This is a genomic window from Dokdonella sp., from assembly GCF_035511235.1.
In the GTDB taxonomy this organism is placed as follows: Bacteria; Pseudomonadota; Gammaproteobacteria; order Xanthomonadales; family Rhodanobacteraceae; genus Dokdonella.
The window spans coordinates 70,221-87,281 of sequence record NZ_DATKFQ010000009.1 but is presented as its reverse complement, the minus strand read 5'-3'; the positions used below and the strand labels follow the sequence as shown (position 1 = coordinate 87,281).

General features: G+C 72.2%; 10 protein-coding genes. 7 read left to right on the top strand and 3 right to left on the bottom strand.

Annotated features, from left to right (window positions below; genetic code table 11):
- The first annotated feature begins 24 nt into the window (after positions 1-24).
- A complete protein-coding gene (locus VMR06_RS04530; protein WP_325373466.1) occupies positions 25-2,745 on the top strand; it encodes a serine/threonine-protein kinase in 2,721 nt (906 codons plus the stop codon).
- Between the two features lie 109 nt (positions 2,746-2,854).
- On the opposite strand, the gene fdhF is transcribed toward VMR06_RS04530, so the two are convergent.
- Genes fdhF through VMR06_RS04515 form a run of 3 tightly spaced genes read right to left on the bottom strand, consistent with a single transcriptional unit; the run spans position 2,855 to position 7,924 of the window.
- Positions 2,855-5,794: a formate dehydrogenase subunit alpha gene (gene fdhF, locus VMR06_RS04525; protein WP_325373464.1), complete on the bottom strand. Its 2,940-nt coding sequence runs from the start codon at positions 5,792-5,794 to the stop codon at positions 2,855-2,857.
- Between the two features lie 55 nt (positions 5,795-5,849).
- Positions 5,850-7,418, bottom strand: a complete 1,569-nt coding sequence (locus VMR06_RS04520; protein ID WP_325373462.1) for an NADH-quinone oxidoreductase subunit NuoF — start codon at positions 7,416-7,418, stop codon at positions 5,850-5,852.
- The gene (locus VMR06_RS04515) at positions 7,415-7,924 is read right to left on the bottom strand and encodes a formate dehydrogenase subunit gamma (protein WP_325373460.1); all 510 of its coding nucleotides are present in this window, start codon (positions 7,922-7,924) and stop codon (positions 7,415-7,417) included. The genes VMR06_RS04520 and VMR06_RS04515 overlap by 4 nt, the downstream gene beginning before the upstream one ends.
- A gap of 229 nt (positions 7,925-8,153) precedes the next feature.
- On the opposite strand from VMR06_RS04515, the gene VMR06_RS04510 reads away from it, so the two are divergent.
- The 6 genes from VMR06_RS04510 to VMR06_RS04485 all read left to right on the top strand — a co-directional run bounded on the left by VMR06_RS04510 (position 8,154) and on the right by VMR06_RS04485 (position 16,763).
- Positions 8,154-9,242, top strand: coding sequence for a substrate-binding domain-containing protein (locus tag VMR06_RS04510; RefSeq protein ID WP_325373458.1), 1,089 nt, complete (start codon positions 8,154-8,156; stop codon positions 9,240-9,242).
- Between the two features lie 109 nt (positions 9,243-9,351).
- Positions 9,352-10,752 (top strand): choice-of-anchor J domain-containing protein, encoded by a 1,401-nt coding sequence (locus tag VMR06_RS04505; RefSeq protein WP_325373456.1) that lies wholly within the window; start codon positions 9,352-9,354, stop codon positions 10,750-10,752.
- Positions 10,749-11,324, top strand: a complete 576-nt coding sequence (locus tag VMR06_RS04500; protein ID WP_325373454.1) for an ECF-type sigma factor — start codon at positions 10,749-10,751, stop codon at positions 11,322-11,324. The genes VMR06_RS04505 and VMR06_RS04500 overlap by 4 nt, the downstream gene beginning before the upstream one ends.
- Positions 11,321-13,564: a serine/threonine-protein kinase gene (locus VMR06_RS04495; RefSeq protein WP_325373452.1), complete on the top strand. Its 2,244-nt coding sequence runs from the start codon at positions 11,321-11,323 to the stop codon at positions 13,562-13,564. The genes VMR06_RS04500 and VMR06_RS04495 overlap by 4 nt, the downstream gene beginning before the upstream one ends.
- 221 nt (positions 13,565-13,785) lie before the next feature.
- A complete protein-coding gene (gene trxC / locus VMR06_RS04490) occupies positions 13,786-14,232 on the top strand; it encodes a thioredoxin TrxC (RefSeq protein ID WP_325373450.1) in 447 nt (148 codons plus the stop codon).
- Between the two features lie 359 nt (positions 14,233-14,591).
- Positions 14,592-16,763, top strand: a complete 2,172-nt coding sequence (locus VMR06_RS04485; RefSeq protein WP_325373448.1) for a malate synthase G — start codon at positions 14,592-14,594, stop codon at positions 16,761-16,763.
- The last annotated feature ends 298 nt before the right edge of the window (positions 16,764-17,061 follow it).

The window sequence follows — 17,061 nt, the reverse complement described above, 5'->3', positions numbered from 1 at the left end:
ACCTGTACCAAGGGGAGAGACATCGTGGATGCGCAGAACTGGCGCCGCGTGCGCGCCCTCTTCGACGAACTGGCCGACACGCCGCCGGCGCAGTGGCACGACCGCCTGCACGCCCTGGCGCCCGGCGAGGACGCGCTGCACGCCGACGTGCTGGCGCTGCTCGCCGCCGACCGCGGCCGCCAGCTCGAAACCGATCTCGCGGCGCAGGCGCCGGACCTGCTCGACGATCTGGCCGGCCGCCCGGCGCAGGCCGATCTGACCGGGCGGCGCGTCGGTCCGTTCCGTCTGCTGCGCGAGATCGGCCGCGGCGGCATGGGCACGGTCTGGCTGGCCGAGCGCGCCGACGGCCAGTTCGCGCAGCAGGTCGCGATCAAGCTGATCCGCAGCGGCTGGGACGCCGCCGACGGCCACACTCGCTTCCGCGCCGAGCGGCAGATCCTGGCCGGCCTGACCCATCCGAACATCGCGCGGCTGATCGACGGCGGCGTCGACGGCGAGGACCGCCCGTGGCTGGCGCTCGAGTACGTCGACGGCGTCGACCTGCGCACATACTGCGACCGCGCCGGACTCGGCATCGCAGCGCGGTTGCGCCTGTTCCTGATCGTCTGTGCGGCGGTCGCGCATGCGCATGCGCGGCTGATCGTGCATCGCGACCTCAAGCCGTCGAACCTGCTGGTCACGCCGGCCGGCGAGGTCAAGCTGCTCGATTTCGGCATCGCCAAGCTGGTCGATGCCGGCGACGCCGGCGTCAGCGCCGCACGCGTGTTCACGCCCGAGTACGCCGCGCCCGAGCAGGTGCGCGGCGAGCCGGTGACCACCGCGGTCGATGTGCACGCGCTCGGCCTGCTGCTGTACGAGCTGCTGACCGGCCGGCGGCCGTACCGCCTCGAACGCAGCACGCCGGCTGCGTACGAGCGGGCGATCCTCGACCAGGAGCCGGCGCGGCCGAGCCAGGCCGTGCTGCAGGCCGACGGCGCATCCGAAGCGCCGGTGTCGCGGCGCCTGCATCGCGCGCTGCGCGGCGATCTCGACGCGATCGTGCTCAAGGCGCTGCGCAAGGATCCGGCGCACCGCTACGCATCGGTGGCCGAGTTCGCGGCCGATCTGGAGCGCTACCTGGCGGGACGGCCGGTCACCGCGCGACGCGGCGACTGGCGCTACCGCACCGGCCGCTTCCTGCGCCGGCATGCGCTGGCCGCCGGCCTCGCCGCCGCCGCCGTGCTCGCGCTGTCGGCCGGACTGGCCGTGGCACTCTGGCAGGCCGCCGAGGCGCGCGCGCAGCGCGATCTGGCGCGCAGCGAAAGCGGCAAGGCCGAACAGACGATCCAGTTCCTGCTCGACATCTTCCGCAGCGCCGATCCGGCATTGACGCGCGGCCGCAAGGTCACCGCCGAGGAGCTGCTGCAGCGCGGCGTCGAGCGCATCGACCGGCAACGCCTAGACGATGCGGCGATGCGCTACGGCCTGCTCGTCGCGATGGGCGAGGCGTATCTGGGCATCGGCGATCTCGGCCGCGCCTATCCGCTGTTCGAGCGCGCCCTGGCCGTGCAGCGCGAGGCCCTGCCCGCCGACACGCTCAAGCGCGTGCGCGCGCTGGTGCTGATGGGCCGCAGCCGCGGCGGCGGCGACGATCTGGCACTGGCCGGACGGCATCTGGACGAGGCCGCTGCCCTGCTGCCGGCCGAGGCGGCCGACGGCGAGCTGGCGGCCGACCTGCTGGTGTCGCGCGGCATCAACCGGCTCGCACTCGGCGATGCCGCCGGCGCGATCGACGACATGGCACGCGGCGTCGCGCTGTTCGGCGCCACGCGCGGACCCGGCGACAGCCAGACCGCGAGCGCGGCGATCACGCTGAGCTGGGCCTACGACGAGCAGGACCGCGTCGCCGACGCGCGCGCGGTGCTGACGCCGGTGGTCGCGGCGCTGCGCGCCGCACCCGAGGACAATCCGGCGCGGCTGGCCGATGCGCTGGACGCGCTGGCCAATACCTACACCGCCGCCAGCGAGGCCGGCGAGGCGGTCGCGCTGCGCCGCGAGGCGCTGGCGATCACGCGCCGGCTCTACGGCGACGCCCACGGCTACGTGCAGATCCGCCTCAACAACCTGGCCTTCAGCCTGCTGCGCGCGCACGACTATGCCGGCGCGAACGCGGCAATGAAGGAGTCGCTGGCCGGCGTGCAGGCCACCGAGCCGCCCGGCTCGCGCAAGCTCGGCGCGACGCTCAACAACCTGGCGACGACCGAATACGCGCTCGGTCACTGGGCCGAGGCCGAGCGGCTCTGGGACGCTGCGCTGGCGATCCGCCGCGCCGGCGGCGATCCGACCGACGTCGCGTTCAGCCTGACCGGCAGCGCCGGCGCGGCGCGCGAGCAGGGCCGGCTCGGCGATGCGAAAGCGCGCGTCGACGAGGCACTCGGCCTGCTGCGCGCGCATGCCTCGCCGAAACCCTCGCATCTGGCCAGGACGCTGACCGAACGCGCCGAGGTGGAATTCGCGCTCGGGCCGAGCGACTGCGCGCTCGCCGAGGAGGCCGTCGCCGTACTCGCGCGCGCCGAAACCGCGGCCGACGATCCGCAGCGCCTGCATGCCGAAGCGGTCGCGGCCGGCTGCCTGTGGCGGCGCGACGGCGGCGCCGCGGCACGCGACCGCGCGCAGGCGGCACAGGCGGCACTGCGGCGGACCTTTCCGGCCGACGCGGCGCGGCTGCGCCAGGCCGCGCGCTACGCAGTCACGGACACGCGCTGAGCGATCCGCCGCCGCGATGCGAAGCGCCGGCTTGGGCAGGCCGCATCGTCACGCTGCGAGCGAACGCCGGCCGGACCGGATCCGGCCGGTGACGCAGCGGCTCGGCGCCTCAGCGTGCCGGTGCGGCTTCCTTGCGCCGCTCGCGCAGCAGCGCCTGCTGCTGCTCGCTGAAGGCCCGGTAGCGCTGCTGCCACTCCGAGGGCTGGCTGACGCGCGTGACCTCGACCGCGGTGACCTTGTACTCGGGACAGTTGGTCGCCCAGTCCGAGTTCTCGGTCGTGATGACGTTGGCGCCCGAGAACGGGAAGTGGAACGTCGTGTAGACGACGCCCGGCTGCATGCGGTCGCTGATCGTCGCGCGCAGCACGGTCTCGCCGGCGCGGCTCTCGATGCCGACCCAGTCGCCCTCGGCGATGCCGCGCTGCTCGGCGTCGTGCGGATGCAGCTCGAGCCGGTCCTCGGCATGCCAGGTGTTGTTGGCGGTGCGGCGCGTCTGCGCGCCGACGTTGTACTGGCTGAGGATGCGGCCGGTGGTCAGGATCAGCGGGAACTTCGCGTTGACCTTCTCGGCGGTCGGCACGTATTCGGTCAGCATGAACTTGCCCTTGCCGCGCACGAACTGGTCGATGTGCATCGTCGGCGTGCCGTCCGGCGCGGTCTCGTTGCACGGCCACTGCACGCTGCCCTCGCGGTCGAGCTTGGCGTAGCTGACGCCGTGGAAGGTCGGCGTCAGCCGCGCGATCTCGTCCATGATCTCGGACGGGTGGCGGTAGTCCATCGGGTAGCCGAGCGCGTTGGCGAGCAGCTGGGTGATCTCCCAGTCGGCATAGCCGGCCTTGGGCCGCATGACGCGGCGCACGCGCGAGATGCGCCGCTCGGCATTGGTGAACGTGCCGTCCTTCTCGAGGAACGAGGAGCCGGGCAGGAAGACGTGCGCGAACTTGGCGGTCTCGTTGAGAAACAGATCCTGCACGACGATGCATTCCATCGCGGTCAGCGCGGCGGTGACGTGCTGCGTGTTCGGATCGCTCTGCGCGATATCCTCGCCTTCGATGTAGAGCCCCTTGAACTCGCCGTCGAGCGCGGCCTCGAACATGTTCGGGATGCGCAGGCCCGGCTCGTGGTGCAGCGTCACGCCCCAGGCCGATTCGAACAATGCGCGCGTCGAGCCGTCCGAGACGTGGCGATAGCCCGGCAGCTCGTGCGGGAACGAGCCCATGTCGCACGAACCCTGCACGTTGTTCTGGCCGCGCAGCGGATTGACGCCGACGCCGCGGCGGCCGACGTTGCCGGTCGCCATTGCGAGGTTCGCGATCGCCATGACCGAGGTCGAACCCTGCGAGTGCTCGGTGACGCCGAGGCCGTAGTAGATCGCCGCGTTGCCGCCGGTCGCGTAGAGACGCGCGGCACCGCGCACCAGGGCGGCCGGCACGCCGGTGTCGGCCTCGCTGACTTCGGGCGAGTGGCGCGGATCGGCGACGAACGCGCGCCATTTGTCGAACGCGTCGGTCTCGCAGCGCAGCGCGACGAAAGCTTCGTCGACCAGGCCTTCGGTGACGATCACGTGCGCCAGCGCGGTCAGCAGCGCGACGTTGGTGCCGGGCTTGAGCTTGAGATGGTAGTCGGCCTTGACGTGCGGCGTGCGCACCAGGTCGATGCGGCGCGGATCGACGACGATCAGCCGCGCGCCCTGGCGCAGCCGGCGCTTCATCTGCGAGCCGAACACCGGATGGCCGTCGGTCGGATTGGCGCCGACCACCATCACGACGTCGGCGTCCATGATCGAGTCGAAGTCCTGCGTGCCGGCCGACTCGCCGAGCGTCTGCTTGAGCCCGTAGCCGGTCGGCGAGTGGCACACCCGCGCGCAGGTGTCGACGTTGTTGTTGCCGAAGCCGGCGCGCACCAGCTTCTGCACCAGATAGGTCTCCTCGTTGGTGCAGCGCGAGGAGGTGATGCCGCCGACCGCGTCGCGACCGTGCGTCGCCTGGATGCGGCGGAACTCGCGCGCGGTATGCGCGATCGCCTCCTCCCAGGACACCACGCGCCACGGATCGGTGATCTTCTCGCGGATCATCGGCGTGGTGATGCGGTCAGGATGCGTGGCGTAGCCGAACGCGAAGCGGCCCTTGACGCAGGAATGGCCGTGATTGGCCTTGCCGTCGATGTCGGGGACCATGCGCACGACCTCCTCGCCCTTCATCTCGGCGCGGAACGAGCAGCCGACGCCGCAGTAGGCACAGGTCGTGACCGTGCTGTGCTCGGCCTGGCCGAGCGCGATCAGCGATTTCTCCGACAGGGTGGCGGTCGGGCAGGCCTGTACGCAGGCGCCGCAGGACACGCATTCGGACGCGAGGAACGGATCGTCCTGGCTGGCGCTGACCTTCGAATCGAAGCCGCGGCCCTGGATCGTCAGCGCGAACGTGCCCTGCTGCTCCTCGCAGGCGCGCACGCAGCGCGAGCAGACGATGCACTTGGACGGATCGAACGTAAAGTACGGATTGGTTTCGTCCTTGGCGACGTACAGCGGGTTGGCGACCAGCGCGGTCGCCGCGCCGTGACCGGCGACCGCGCCGTCCGCGGCCACGTACGGCTGCACGTGATTGGCGCCGTCGTAACCGTAGCGGACCTCGCGCAGGCCGACCACGCCGGCCATGTCCTGCAGCTCGCAGTGGCCGTTGGCCGGACAGGTCAGGCAGTCCAGCGGATGGTCGGAGATGTACAGCTCCATCACGCCGCGGCGGATCTCGCCGAGCTTCGGCGTCTGCGTCGCGACCTTCATGCCCTCGGCGACCGGTGTCGTGCACGAGGCCGGATAGCCGCGCATGCCCTCGATCTCGACCAGGCACAGCCGGCACGAGCCGAACGCATCGAGCGTGTCGGTCGCGCACAGCTTCGGGATCGCGATGCCGTTCTGCGCGGCGGCGCGCATCACCGAGGTACCCGGCGGCACGCTGACGGCGACGCCGTCGATCTCGAGCCGGACCGGCTTGAGGCTCGACAACAGCTGGATGGCGGGAGTGCCGTAATCGGCTTCGGCTATCGAACGCATGGCGTGAACCTCGCTGCTCCGCGCCCCGACCGGCCAGAACCGGCCGGGGCGCCGTTCAAGCGACCTGCGCGTGATCGCGCGGCCGGAAATCCTCGGGGAAATGGTTGAGCGCGCTGAGCACCGGATACGGCGTCAATCCGCCGAGCGCGCACAGAGAACCGTTGAGCATCGTGTCGCAGAGACTGCGCAGCAGCGCCGTGTTGCGCTCGACCTCGCGCGCGGCCTGGATCCTGGCGACCACCTCGACGCCGCGCGTCGAGCCGATCCGGCACGGCGTGCACTTGCCGCAGGATTCGATCGCGCAGAACGCCATCGCGAAGCGCGCCTGCTCGGCCATGTCGACCGTATCGTCGAAGACGACGATGCCGCCGTGGCCGAGCATCGCGCCGATCGCCGCGAACGCCTCGTAGTCGATCGCGGTGTCGAACTGCGACTCGGGCAGGTACGCGCCGAGCGGGCCACCGACCTGCACCGCGCGAATCGGCCGACCGCTGGCCGAGCCGCCGCCGTAGTCGTAGAGCAGCTCGCGCAGGGTCAGGCCGAACGCCTTCTCGATCAGGCCGCCGTAGCGGATATTGCCGCCGAGCTGCAGCGGCAGCGTGCCGCGCGAGCGGCCGACGCCATAGTCGCGGTACCACTCGGCGCCGTGCGCGAGGATGTCCGGCACCGAGGCCAGCGTGATCACGTTGTTGATGACGGTCGGCCGGCCGAACAGACCCTTGAGCGCCGGCAGCGGCGGCTTGAAGCGGACCTGACCGCGCTTGCCCTCGAGGCTCTCCAGCAGCGAGGTCTCCTCGCCGCAGACATAGGCACCGGCGCCCAGGCGCACCTCGAGCTCGAACCTGCGGCCGCTGCCGGCCACGTCGTCGCCGATCCAGCCGGTCGCGCGCGCGCGCTCGATCGCCTCGCGGAACAGCGCGAACGCGAACGGATACTCGCTGCGCAGATAGACGTAGCCCTGCGTCGCGCCGACCGCGAGGCCGGCGATCGCCATGCCCTCGATCAGACGGTACGGGTCGCCCTCGAAGATCATGCGGTCGGAGAACGTGCCCGAATCGCCCTCGTCGGCATTGCAGACGATGTACTTCTGCCCGTCTTCGGCGCCGAGCACGGTCTTCCATTTGATGCCGGCCGGGAACGCCGCGCCGCCGCGGCCGCGCAGGCCCGAGTCGAGCACCGTCTGCACGATCGCCGCGCCGTCCATCGCCAGTGCGCGCTCGAGACCGGTCCAGCCGCCGTGCGCGCGATAGTCCTCGAGGTCGAGCGGATCGATCGTGCCGATCCGCGAGAAGCACAGGCGCTCCTGATTGTGGAAATACGGCAGCTCGGCGACCGCGCCGACGCGCAGGCGATGCGCGCCGCCGGCGAGGAAGCCCGCCTCGAACAGCGCCGGCACGTCGGCGACGGCGACCGGTCCGTAACCGATCCGGCCGGCCGGGGTCTCGACCTCGACCAGCGGCTCGAGCCAGAACATCCCGCGCGAGCCATTGCGGACCACGGTCAGCGGCAGGCCGCGCCGCTCGGCCTCGGCGGCGATCGCGCGCGCCACCGCATCGGCGCCGACCGCACGCGCGCTGGTGTCGAGCGGTACGTAGACGCGGACCGGCGTCGGTGATGCGTTCATCGCGCCACCCCGCAATCGTCGAGCCACTGGTCGAGCGCCTCGGCGCCGAGCCGGCCGCGCACCTCGCCGTCGAGCATCGCCGAGGGCGCGCAGGCGCAGTTGCCGAGGCAGTAGACCGGCTCGAGCGTCACCGCACCGTCGGCCGTGGTCTCGTGGAAATCGACGTGCAGGCGCTCGCGCAGATGGCGTTCCAGCTCGCGCGCGCCCATCGCCTGGCAGGCCTCGGCGCGGCACAGCTGCAACACGTGCCGGCCCGGCGGCTGAGTCCGGAAATGGTGATAGAAGCTGATCACGCCGTGCACCTCGGCGCGGCTCAGATTGAGACCCTGCGCGATGACCGGCACCGCCGCGGCCGGCACGTGGCCGAGCGCGTCCTGGATCGCGTGCAGGATCGGCAGCAGCGCGCCGGGCAGGTCGCGCAGGCGCTCGACCGCGGCCAGCACCTCGGCCTGTGCGGCCGCGGGCAGCGGCGCGGCGGCCTCCGTATCGGCGACGGCCAGGCTCATGCGGCCCTCCGGCGAACGGCGGCGGGAACGCCGCGCTGCGCGGACGTCGCGCCGCGGCGGTGGACGATGCTGGCCATGGATCCTCCCAGCGGCTGGCGATGGCCCGAATATATGTTGTGAGCAGCTTATCGGGATGCCGCCAGAGTACCGTATCGGCGCCGCATTTCAATCGCAAGATCGTCTAGTATTAGGCTATTGATAGCCTATTTGGCCGAACTGCGGGATCCTCATGTTCGAGATCGACATCCGCCCGGACTGGTCGCTGCGCATTCGCGGCGGCCAGCCGCTGCCCGGCCATCTGATCGCCCTGCTCGGCGCGGTGCACGAGCACGGTTCGCTGGCCGCGGCGTGCCGCGCCTGCGGGCTGTCGTACCGCTACGCCTGGGGCCTGCTGCAGCAGGCCACGGCCCAGCTCGGCGCGCCGCTGCTGGTGCCCACGCGCGGCCGCGGCGCGCGCCTGACCGGCTTCGGCGAGCGTCTGGTCTGGGCCGACCGGCGCATCGCCGACCGGCTCTCGCCGATGCTCGAGAGCCTCGCCGCCGAGATCGGCATCGAACTGGAACGCACGCTGGCCGATCCGGCCGCGCCGCTGCGCATGCACGCCTCGCACGGATTCGGCGTCGAGGCGCTGCGCCGCTTCCTGGCCGAGGCCGGCACGCCGCTCGATCTCAAGTACCGCAGCCCCGACGACGCGCTGGCGGCGCTGCGCGCCGGCGCCTGCGATCTGGCCGGCCTGCACCTGCCGATCGGCCCGATGCAGCGCGAACTGCTCGACCACTACCGCGGCCGTCTCGATCCGCAGCGCGACCGCGTTGTCCATCTGGCGGTACGGCGCCAGGGCATCGTGCTCGCGCCCGGCAATCCCAAGCGTGTCGGCGGCCTGGCCGACCTGTTGCGCCAGGATCTGCGCTTCATCCACCGCCAGCCCGGTTCGGGCACGCGCCTGCTGCTCGAACGCCTGCTCGCACGCGAGGGCCTGGACATCGCGCGCATCCACGGCTGCGACGTCGAGGAACTGACGCATGCGGCGGTCGCCGCCTACGTCGCCAGCGGACTGGCCGACGCCGGCTTCGGCCTGGAACCGCCGGCGCGCCGCTACGGACTGGACTTCATCCCGATCCTGTCCGAGCACTACTTCTTTCTCTGCGACGGCGACCTGCTGTCGCGCGCGCCGCTGGCCGGCCTGGTCGAGGTCCTGCGCAGTGCCGCGTTCCGCGCCGAACTCGACCGCCTGCCCGGCTACGATGCGACCCGCTGCGGCCAGGTGCAGACGCTGGCCGAGGCATTCGTGGCCGACGCCGGCAGTGCCGGTACCTGACCCCTTGCGGCTGGCGGAGCGGGCAGGTGGCGGGTTTTTCCGGAAATCCGCCTATTGATGGGAAGGCCCGCCGCCGCGCGGGCCGCCGCCATCCACCAGAGGGGTTTGCATGAAGACGCGCGCCGTGACCTGTTCCGCCCTGCTGTCGGCCGCCCGGGCCGTCGTGACAATCGCCGCGGTGGTCTGTACGTCGCCGGCGTCGGCGCAATCGCCGGCACCGGCGGCCTGCACCGAGAACTTCGAGGACATTCCGGCGCTCTACGACGGCGGCGGCTGGACCCGCTTCAACACCAGCGAGGGCATTCCCAACGGTTTCGAACCGACCGTGCTGTGGGACGCGGTGACCGCCGAGGGAGGAGCGGCCGACTTCCTGACGTTCGGCGCGCATCGCGGCAGTCCGTACTCGCGCATCCTGGTCAACGCGATCGGCGTGGCCGGCGAGGAACACACCGCCAGTGCCTGGACGCTGACGCCGACGATCCAGTTCCGACCCGGCGCGCGGCTGTCGTTCTGGACGCGCTCGGTGTACACGCCGATGCCGCTCGGCGATCGTCTGTACGTGCGCGCCTGCAGCAGCGGTGCGTGCGACTCGGTCGGCAGCGGCCCGGACGATCTGGGCGACTTCACCGAAGAACTCCTGGCGATCAACCCGATGCTGTATCCGACCCAGGGCGGCGACGGAACGGAGCCGGCCTACGGATACCCGACCTTCTGGGCCCGCTACGAGGTCACGCTGCCGGCGGCCGGCGAGGGCCGCGTGGCGTTTCACTATCACGTCCCCAACGTCGGCTACTGGCCCGGCGTGAACAACGGCGTGCTGGTCTCGGTCGACTCGGTCGAGCTGGCCGGCGCCGGCAACTGCCCGTTCCCCGGCCCGGCGCTCGACGACGCGCTGTTCGCCGAGCCCTTCGACGCCGGCCCGGCTGCCGGCACTATCGCGATCACCCAGAACGCCGATCCCACCCTGGTCGAGCCGATTCAGGAGGACGCGGTATGCGGGGAGATGGCCGAGTCGAACTTCTACCTGCGCCGCTTCGAACTGGCCGGCGACCACGGATTGAGCGGCAGCGTCGACATCGACAGCGTCGACATCGGCATCGATCGCGCCGGTACCGTCGGCAGCCTGCCGGTCACGTTGTTCAGCATCGCGCACGGCGCGCCGCTGACCTATGCCGACATGACGCCGATCGGCAGCGGGCGGATGGCCGTGTCCGGCAACGAGCGGCAGTTCGTGCGCAACGTGCGTACGCCGGCCGTGATCGAAGACCCCGCCAGCCAGGATCTGGTCGTGCAGATCGAACTGCCCCGCGGCGTCTTCGAGTTCCTGATCGGCACCAATACCGCAGCGCAGTCGCGCCCCAGCTACGTCGCCAGCCAGTGCCCGGTGATGCCGTCCGAGCCGACCGACTGGTCGACCACCCGCTTTCACACCAGCAACGGCCTGGTCATGAGCGTGCACCTGAGCGAACGGGCACAGCGGCCCGCGGCCGGCGGCGCGGCGGGCCGATGAGCGCAATGCCCGGGCGTGACGAAGAAGACATCACGCGTCTGCTCCGGCAGGCGCGCGACGGCGAGCGCGACGCCTGGGCGCATCTGCTGCAGTGCACGTACGGGGACCTGAAGCGCCTGGCCCATCGCATGCTGGCACGCGACGCGACGGTGCCCACGCTCAATACCACCGGCCTGCTCAACGAGTGGTATCTGCGTTTCAGCGATGCCGGCGGCGTTCCAGAGAGCCGCCGGCATTTCTTCGCGCTCAGCGCCAAGATCATGCGGCAGGTCATCTGCAGCTACGCGCGCGAGCGTCTGACCGTCAAACGCGGCGGCCAGTGGCAGCGCGTGGACCTGCGCGAACTGGACACGCGTGCCGACGCCGAGAGCCTGGGCTTTATCGCGCTCGATCAGGCGCTGAACGCGCTGGCCGACGAGAACGAAGCGCTGGTGCGAGTGGTCGAGTGCCGCTTCTTCGCCGGCATGAGCGAGACCGAGACGGCCGACGCCGCCGGCGTCTCGGTACGCACGGTGCAGCGGCTGTGGTTCCAGGCGCGCGCGCAGCTGGCGAGCCTGCTGGAGTCGCGATGAGCGGCGACCCGTCCGACACGTTCCTGCGTTTCGAACCCGGCGCAGCGCTGCGCAGCAGCCTGGCCCAGCACCTGCTGCTGGAAGAGCGCCTGTCGCTGCTGCCGGGACAGCGCGTCGGCGCGTTTCGCGTGCTGCACGAAATCGGCCGTGGCGGACTCGGCGCGGTCTATCTGGCCGAGCGCAGCGACGTCGACTTCAGCCAGCGCGTCGCGCTCAAGGTGGTCGGCTCGCGCAGCGATCGCAACCGCGCCGAGATCCTGCTCGCGCGCGAGCGCAAGACCCTGGCGCGCCTGCAGCATCCGTACATCGCGCGCCTGGTGTCGGGCGGCCGCAGCGGCGAGCTGCTGTGGTTCGCGATGGAATACGTCGAGGGTGTCCGCATCGACGCGTACTGCGCGGCATGCGCCGCCGGCGGACGCGAGCGCGTCGAGCTGCTGCTGCAGGTCTGCGCCGCGGTCGGATACGCCCACGCGCAGCTGGTCGTGCACCGCGACCTCAAGCCGTCCAACGTGCTGGTGACCGAACGCGGCGAGGTCCGCCTGCTCGATTTCGGCATCGCCGGCCTGCTCGACGCCGAGCGCGACGACGATCCGGCCATGGCCGCGGCCACACCCGGCTACGCCAGTCCCGAACAGCGCGCCGGCCAGCCGGCCGGTATCGCCAGCGACATCCACCAGCTCGGCCAGCTGCTGGCGCGGCTGACCGCCGATGCGACGGTGCCGCGCCGCGAAGCCGATCTCGCGGCGATCATCGCAAAAGCCCTGGCGGCGCGTCCGGAAGACCGCTACGCCAGCGTCGACGCGCTGGCCGGCGACCTGCGCGCGCTGCTGGCGCTGCGGCCGGTCGGCGCACGCCGCGCCACTGCGGCGGCGCGGCTGCGCCTGCTGGCGCTGCGCCATCCCTGGTCGTCGCTGGCCTGCCTGCTGATGGCGGCCGCGCTGATCGCCAGCAACAGCTGGTATCTGAGCCGCGTCGAACAGGCACGCCGCGACGCCGAACGACAGGCACGCACCGCGCAGCAGATCGCCCGATTCATGGTCGAGGTGTTCGACGGCGCCACCCCGGACAGGCCGCGCACGGGCCCGCCGGACGTGGAGACCCTGATCGCCGCCGGTGCCGAGCGCGCGCTGCGCGACCTCGACGGCGCGCCGGAGCTGCAGGAACCGCTGCTGACCGCGCTGGGCGGGGTCTACCAGCTGACCCTGTCCAATCCGGGCAGGGCCGTCGCCTTGTACGAGCGCGCGGTCGCCGTCGCCGCCGAGCACGGATCGACCGTGCCGGAGAGCGAGCGCATCGGCCGCGCCCAGCTCTACGCCTCCGCACTGCGCGACCTGGGTCGCATCGCCGAGGGCCATGCGGTGATCGAGGCGGAGCTCGAGACCCTCGGCGCCGGCCTCGCGCACGCCCGGCTCCGCGCCGACCTGCTCGGCATCCAGGCCACGCTGGCATTCCACGACCGCCGGCTCGGACAGTCGATCGCGCTGTTCGACGAGGCGATCGCGCAGGCGCGGCGGCTTGGACCGGACGAGCCGACGATCCATTTCCTGCAGTTGAACCAGGTGCTGGCCCTGCGTCAGTCGGGCCGTACCGGCGATGCGCAGAAGACGCTGCGCATCGCGCTGGACGGCGCCCGGCGCATCTCGGGAGCCGATCACTCCAGCGCGATCCACGCCCAGTCCGTGCTGGCCGAGCTGCTGATCGACCTCGGCGACGCGCCGGGCCTGGACGAGGCCCAGTCGCTGCTGTCCGATGCACGCGAACGCGTGCTCCGCCGGCACGGTGCGCAGTCGCCGCGGCTGCTGTCGCTCGATGCCGCGCAGGCACGCCTGCAGGCGCGGCGCGGCGACGTGGCCGGCGCGCGCGCGGGCCTGCTCGAGGTGCTGTCCGCACTCGACGCACTGCCCGCCGGCACCCGGACCGAACGCGCCCAGGTGCTGCGCAGCCTGGGCGATCTGGACCTGGGCGGCGGCGACGCGGCGGCCGCCCTGGCGCATTACCGCGCGATGGAGGAGGCGCTGGCCGGCAACGGCGTCCTCGATTTCGGCGAGTACAGCGGGCGCACCGCCTGCGCGCTGCTGGCGCTGGAGCAGAACGGACCGGCATACGCGCTGCGCGACCATGCGCTCGCGCTGGCGGCGACCGCCGGTCCGGCCAGCGCGATCCACGATGATCTGCGCAACCTGCCGCGCCGCTGCACGCCCGCCGCGGTGCGTGCCGGGCTGGCGACGTTCGCGTTCTAGTGGCTGCCGCGGACTCTGACGCGCTCCCCGGTTCGCGCGAACACGGCGGCAGCGCACGCCTGCCCCGCGCAGCGGCCACGGCACGCCTTCGATCCCGCGCGATCGTCCCCGGCGATGCGCGGGAAGACGGCCGTTCGACCGCCGGTCCGCCGATGGCCGCCGGGCAACCGCCCGCGCGCTGTACTACGCTAGGAGCCGTCACGGTCGACCGGATCCTTGCGATGTCCGCCTCTGCCCCGCTCCAGATCGCCTGCCCGCACTGCCATGCGCTGAACCGCGTGCCGGCGGCGCGTCTCGGTGACGGACCGGTCTGCGGCCGCTGCCGCCGCGCCCTGTTCGCCGGCACGCCGTTCGCGCTGGACGCGGCCCATTTCGACGCACACGCCGCGCGCAGCGACCTGCCGCTGCTCGTCGATTTCTGGGCGCCGTGGTGCGGGCCGTGCCGGACGATGGCCCCGGCCTATGCACAGGCCGCCGCGATGCTCGAACCGCAGGTCCATCTGGCCAAGGTCGACACCGAGGCCGAGCCCGCGCTCGGCACGCGTTTCGGCATCCGCAGCATCCCGACGCTGGCGATCTTCCTGCACGGGCGCGAACTCGCGCGCCAGGCCGGGGCGATGCCGACCCAGGCGATCGTGGCCTGGGTGCGCCAGCAGCTGCCGCGCTGAGCAGGCGCTCCGATCGCACACGCTGCGGCAACGGCACCGATCGCCTCGCGCAGGCACCGCCAGCTCGCCGGGCGCCGCGCGCACGGCCGGCCCGTCGATCCGGGGCCGCGCCCGACTACCCCACGAGGGCCGCGTTCGCCTCCGCGTCGTCGCTGCCCGCTCGTCGAGCGCGCCGGCGTGCCCGCGACCGGGAGCGCCGATCCGCACGCCGCGAAGCCGATCGCGGCGGCTGAGCCCGATCGGGTCCGCGGCAGGGACTGCTGCACCGAAAACCGTCTGTGTCAGACTGCCGTGCCATCGGGCGGCGCAGGTCCAATCGCCGCCGAATCCTGGATCCGAGTCCACGAGGTAGTACGCAGATGATCGAACGAGTCGCAGCCGGCCGCCTGCAGGTCGCGCGGGAACTGCACGCCTTCATCGAGCGCGAGGCGCTGCCGGGCACCGGCATCGCGGCCGAGGCGTTCTGGGCCGGCGCCGACGCGCTGATCCACGAGCTCGCGCCGCTCAACCGCCGACTGCTGGCCGAACGCGACCGCCTGCAGGGCGAGCTCGACGCCTGGCACCGTGCGCATCCGGGGCCGGTCGCCGATGCGCCGGCCTATCGCGCGCACCTCGAGCGCATCGGCTATCTGCGGCCGGCGCCGTCGCCCGCGCCGATCACGACCGCCGACGTCGATCCGGAGATCGCCGTGCTGGCCGGGCCGCAGCTGGTCGTGCCGGCCAGCAATGCGCGTTACGCGCTGAATGCGGCCAACGCGCGCTGGGGATCGCTGTACGACGCGCTGTACGGCACCGATGCGCTCGGCAGCGCGCCGCCGGCCGGCACCGCCGGCTACGACGCCGAACGCGGCGCCGCGGTGATCGCCTATGCGCGGGCGTTCCTCGACGAGACCTTCCCGCTCGACTCGGGCTCGCACGCCGAGGCCACGGCCTACCGGGTCGAGGACGGCCGGCTGATCGTTGCGCGCGACGGCGCGACGGCCGGCCTGCGCGATCCGGCGCAGTTCGCCGGCCATCGCGGCGACGCGGCCGCGCCGGAGGCGATCGTGCTGCGCCATCACGGCCTGCACGTCGAGATCGCGATCGACCGCGACAGCGCGATCGGCCGCGACGACCGCGCCGGCGTCGCCGACGTCGTCGTCGAGGCCGCGCTGACCAGCATCGTCGACTGCGAGGACTCGGTCGCCGCGGTCGACGCGCCGGACAAGGTCGCCGTCTACCGCAACTGGCTCGGCCTGATGCGCGGGAATCTGAGCGAGACCGTGACCAAGGGCGGCCGCAGTTTCGAGCGGCGCCTGGCCGAGGATCGCCGCTACGTGGCGCCGGACGGACGGCCGCTGCTGCTGCGCGGGCGGGCGCTGCTGCTGGTCCGCAACGTCGGCCATCTGATGACGACGCCGGCGGTGCTCGACGGCGACGGCCGCGAGGTGCCCGAAGGCCTGCTCGACGCGCTGGTCACGAGCCTGGCCGCGCTGCACGACCGCACGCGCCGCGCCAACGCGCGCCACGGCAGCATCTACATCGTCAAGCCGAAGATGCACGGACCCGACGAGGTCGCGTTCGCCGACACGCTGTTCGCACGCGTGGAGGATCTGCTCGGCCTGCCGCGCGCAACGCTGAAGATGGGCATCATGGACGAGGAGCGGCGCACCTCGATCAACCTCGCCGCCTGCATCGCCGCAGCGTCGGCGCGCGTGGTCTTCATCAACACCGGCTTCCTCGACCGCACCGGCGACGAGATCCACAGCGCGATGGAAGCCGGCCCGGTCGTGCGCAAGGGCGAGATGAAGTCGGCCGCCTGGATCGGCGCCTACGAGCGCAACAACGTCGTGGTCGGCCTCGCCTGCGGCCTGCGCGGCCGCGCACAGATCGGCAAGGGCATGTGGGCGATGCCCGACCGCATGGCGGCGATGCTGGCCGAGAAGATCGCCCATCCGCGCACCGGCGCCAGCACCGCCTGGGTGCCGTCGCCGACCGCCGCGACGCTGCATGCGCTGCACTATCACCGCGTCGACGTGGCCGCGATCCAGGCCGAGGCCGAACGCGCGCTGCCCGGCGTCGACGCCGAGGCGCTGCTGGCCGGTCTGCTGACGATTCCGGTGGTTGCCGAGCCGCGCTGGTCGGCGGCCGAGATCGAGCAGGAACTCGACAACAACTGCCAGGGCATCCTCGGCTACGTCGTGCGCTGGATCGACCAGGGCGTGGGTTGCTCGAAGGTGCCGGACATCCACGACGTCGGCCTGATGGAGGATCGCGCGACGCTGCGCATCTCGAGCCAGCACATCGCCAACTGGCTGCGTCACGGCGTCGTCGACGCGAGCCAGGTCGAGGCGACGCTGCAGCGCATGGCCGGCATCGTCGATCGCCAGAATGCCGGCGATCCGGCGTATCGGCCGATGGCGAGCGACTTCGCCGCATCGGCGGCGTTCCAGGCCGCGCGCGCGCTGATCTTCGAAGGCTGCGCGCAGCCCAACGGCTATACCGAGCCGCTGCTGCACGCTTGGCGGCGGCGCGTCAAAGGCGAGCACTGAGGCCGATCGAACTCGACCAGGCCGGGGAGGTCCGCGCGGCACGGCCTCGCCCCGCGCTGCATGCAGCGTCGATGCGCAGCACCGCATCCGCGCCGCCCGCAGCGGGCCGAAGCGGAAAGTCGCAGCGGCCGGCACAGGGCCATGGCTCGACGGCGAACGCGGCAATCCGACGAGGCGCGTCACGCCGATGCGATCCGTCGGCCCGGATGCCGCGGTGCGGCCAGCTTCGGCGCCGGCCAGCAGGCGGCGGCCAGATGGAATCGCGCCGGCCCGGTAGCCGCGACGCCGGTGCCGGGCC

Excerpts from the sequence above, each read along its gene's own strand:
- fdhF (WP_325373464.1), bottom strand. The coding sequence starts at position 5,794 with ATGCGTTCGATAGCCGAAGCCGATTACGGCACTCCCGCCATCCAGCTG.
- VMR06_RS04520 (WP_325373462.1), bottom strand. The coding sequence starts at position 7,418 with ATGAACGCATCACCGACGCCGGTCCGCGTCTACGTACCGCTCGACACC.
- VMR06_RS04515 (WP_325373460.1), bottom strand. The coding sequence starts at position 7,924 with ATGAGCCTGGCCGTCGCCGATACGGAGGCCGCCGCGCCGCTGCCCGCG.
- VMR06_RS04510 (WP_325373458.1), top strand. The coding sequence starts at position 8,154 with ATGTTCGAGATCGACATCCGCCCGGACTGGTCGCTGCGCATTCGCGGC.
- VMR06_RS04505 (WP_325373456.1), top strand. The coding sequence starts at position 9,352 with ATGAAGACGCGCGCCGTGACCTGTTCCGCCCTGCTGTCGGCCGCCCGG.
- VMR06_RS04500 (WP_325373454.1), top strand. The coding sequence starts at position 10,749 with ATGAGCGCAATGCCCGGGCGTGACGAAGAAGACATCACGCGTCTGCTC.
- VMR06_RS04495 (WP_325373452.1), top strand. The coding sequence starts at position 11,321 with ATGAGCGGCGACCCGTCCGACACGTTCCTGCGTTTCGAACCCGGCGCA.
- trxC (WP_325373450.1), top strand. The coding sequence starts at position 13,786 with ATGTCCGCCTCTGCCCCGCTCCAGATCGCCTGCCCGCACTGCCATGCG.
- VMR06_RS04485 (WP_325373448.1), top strand. The coding sequence starts at position 14,592 with ATGATCGAACGAGTCGCAGCCGGCCGCCTGCAGGTCGCGCGGGAACTG.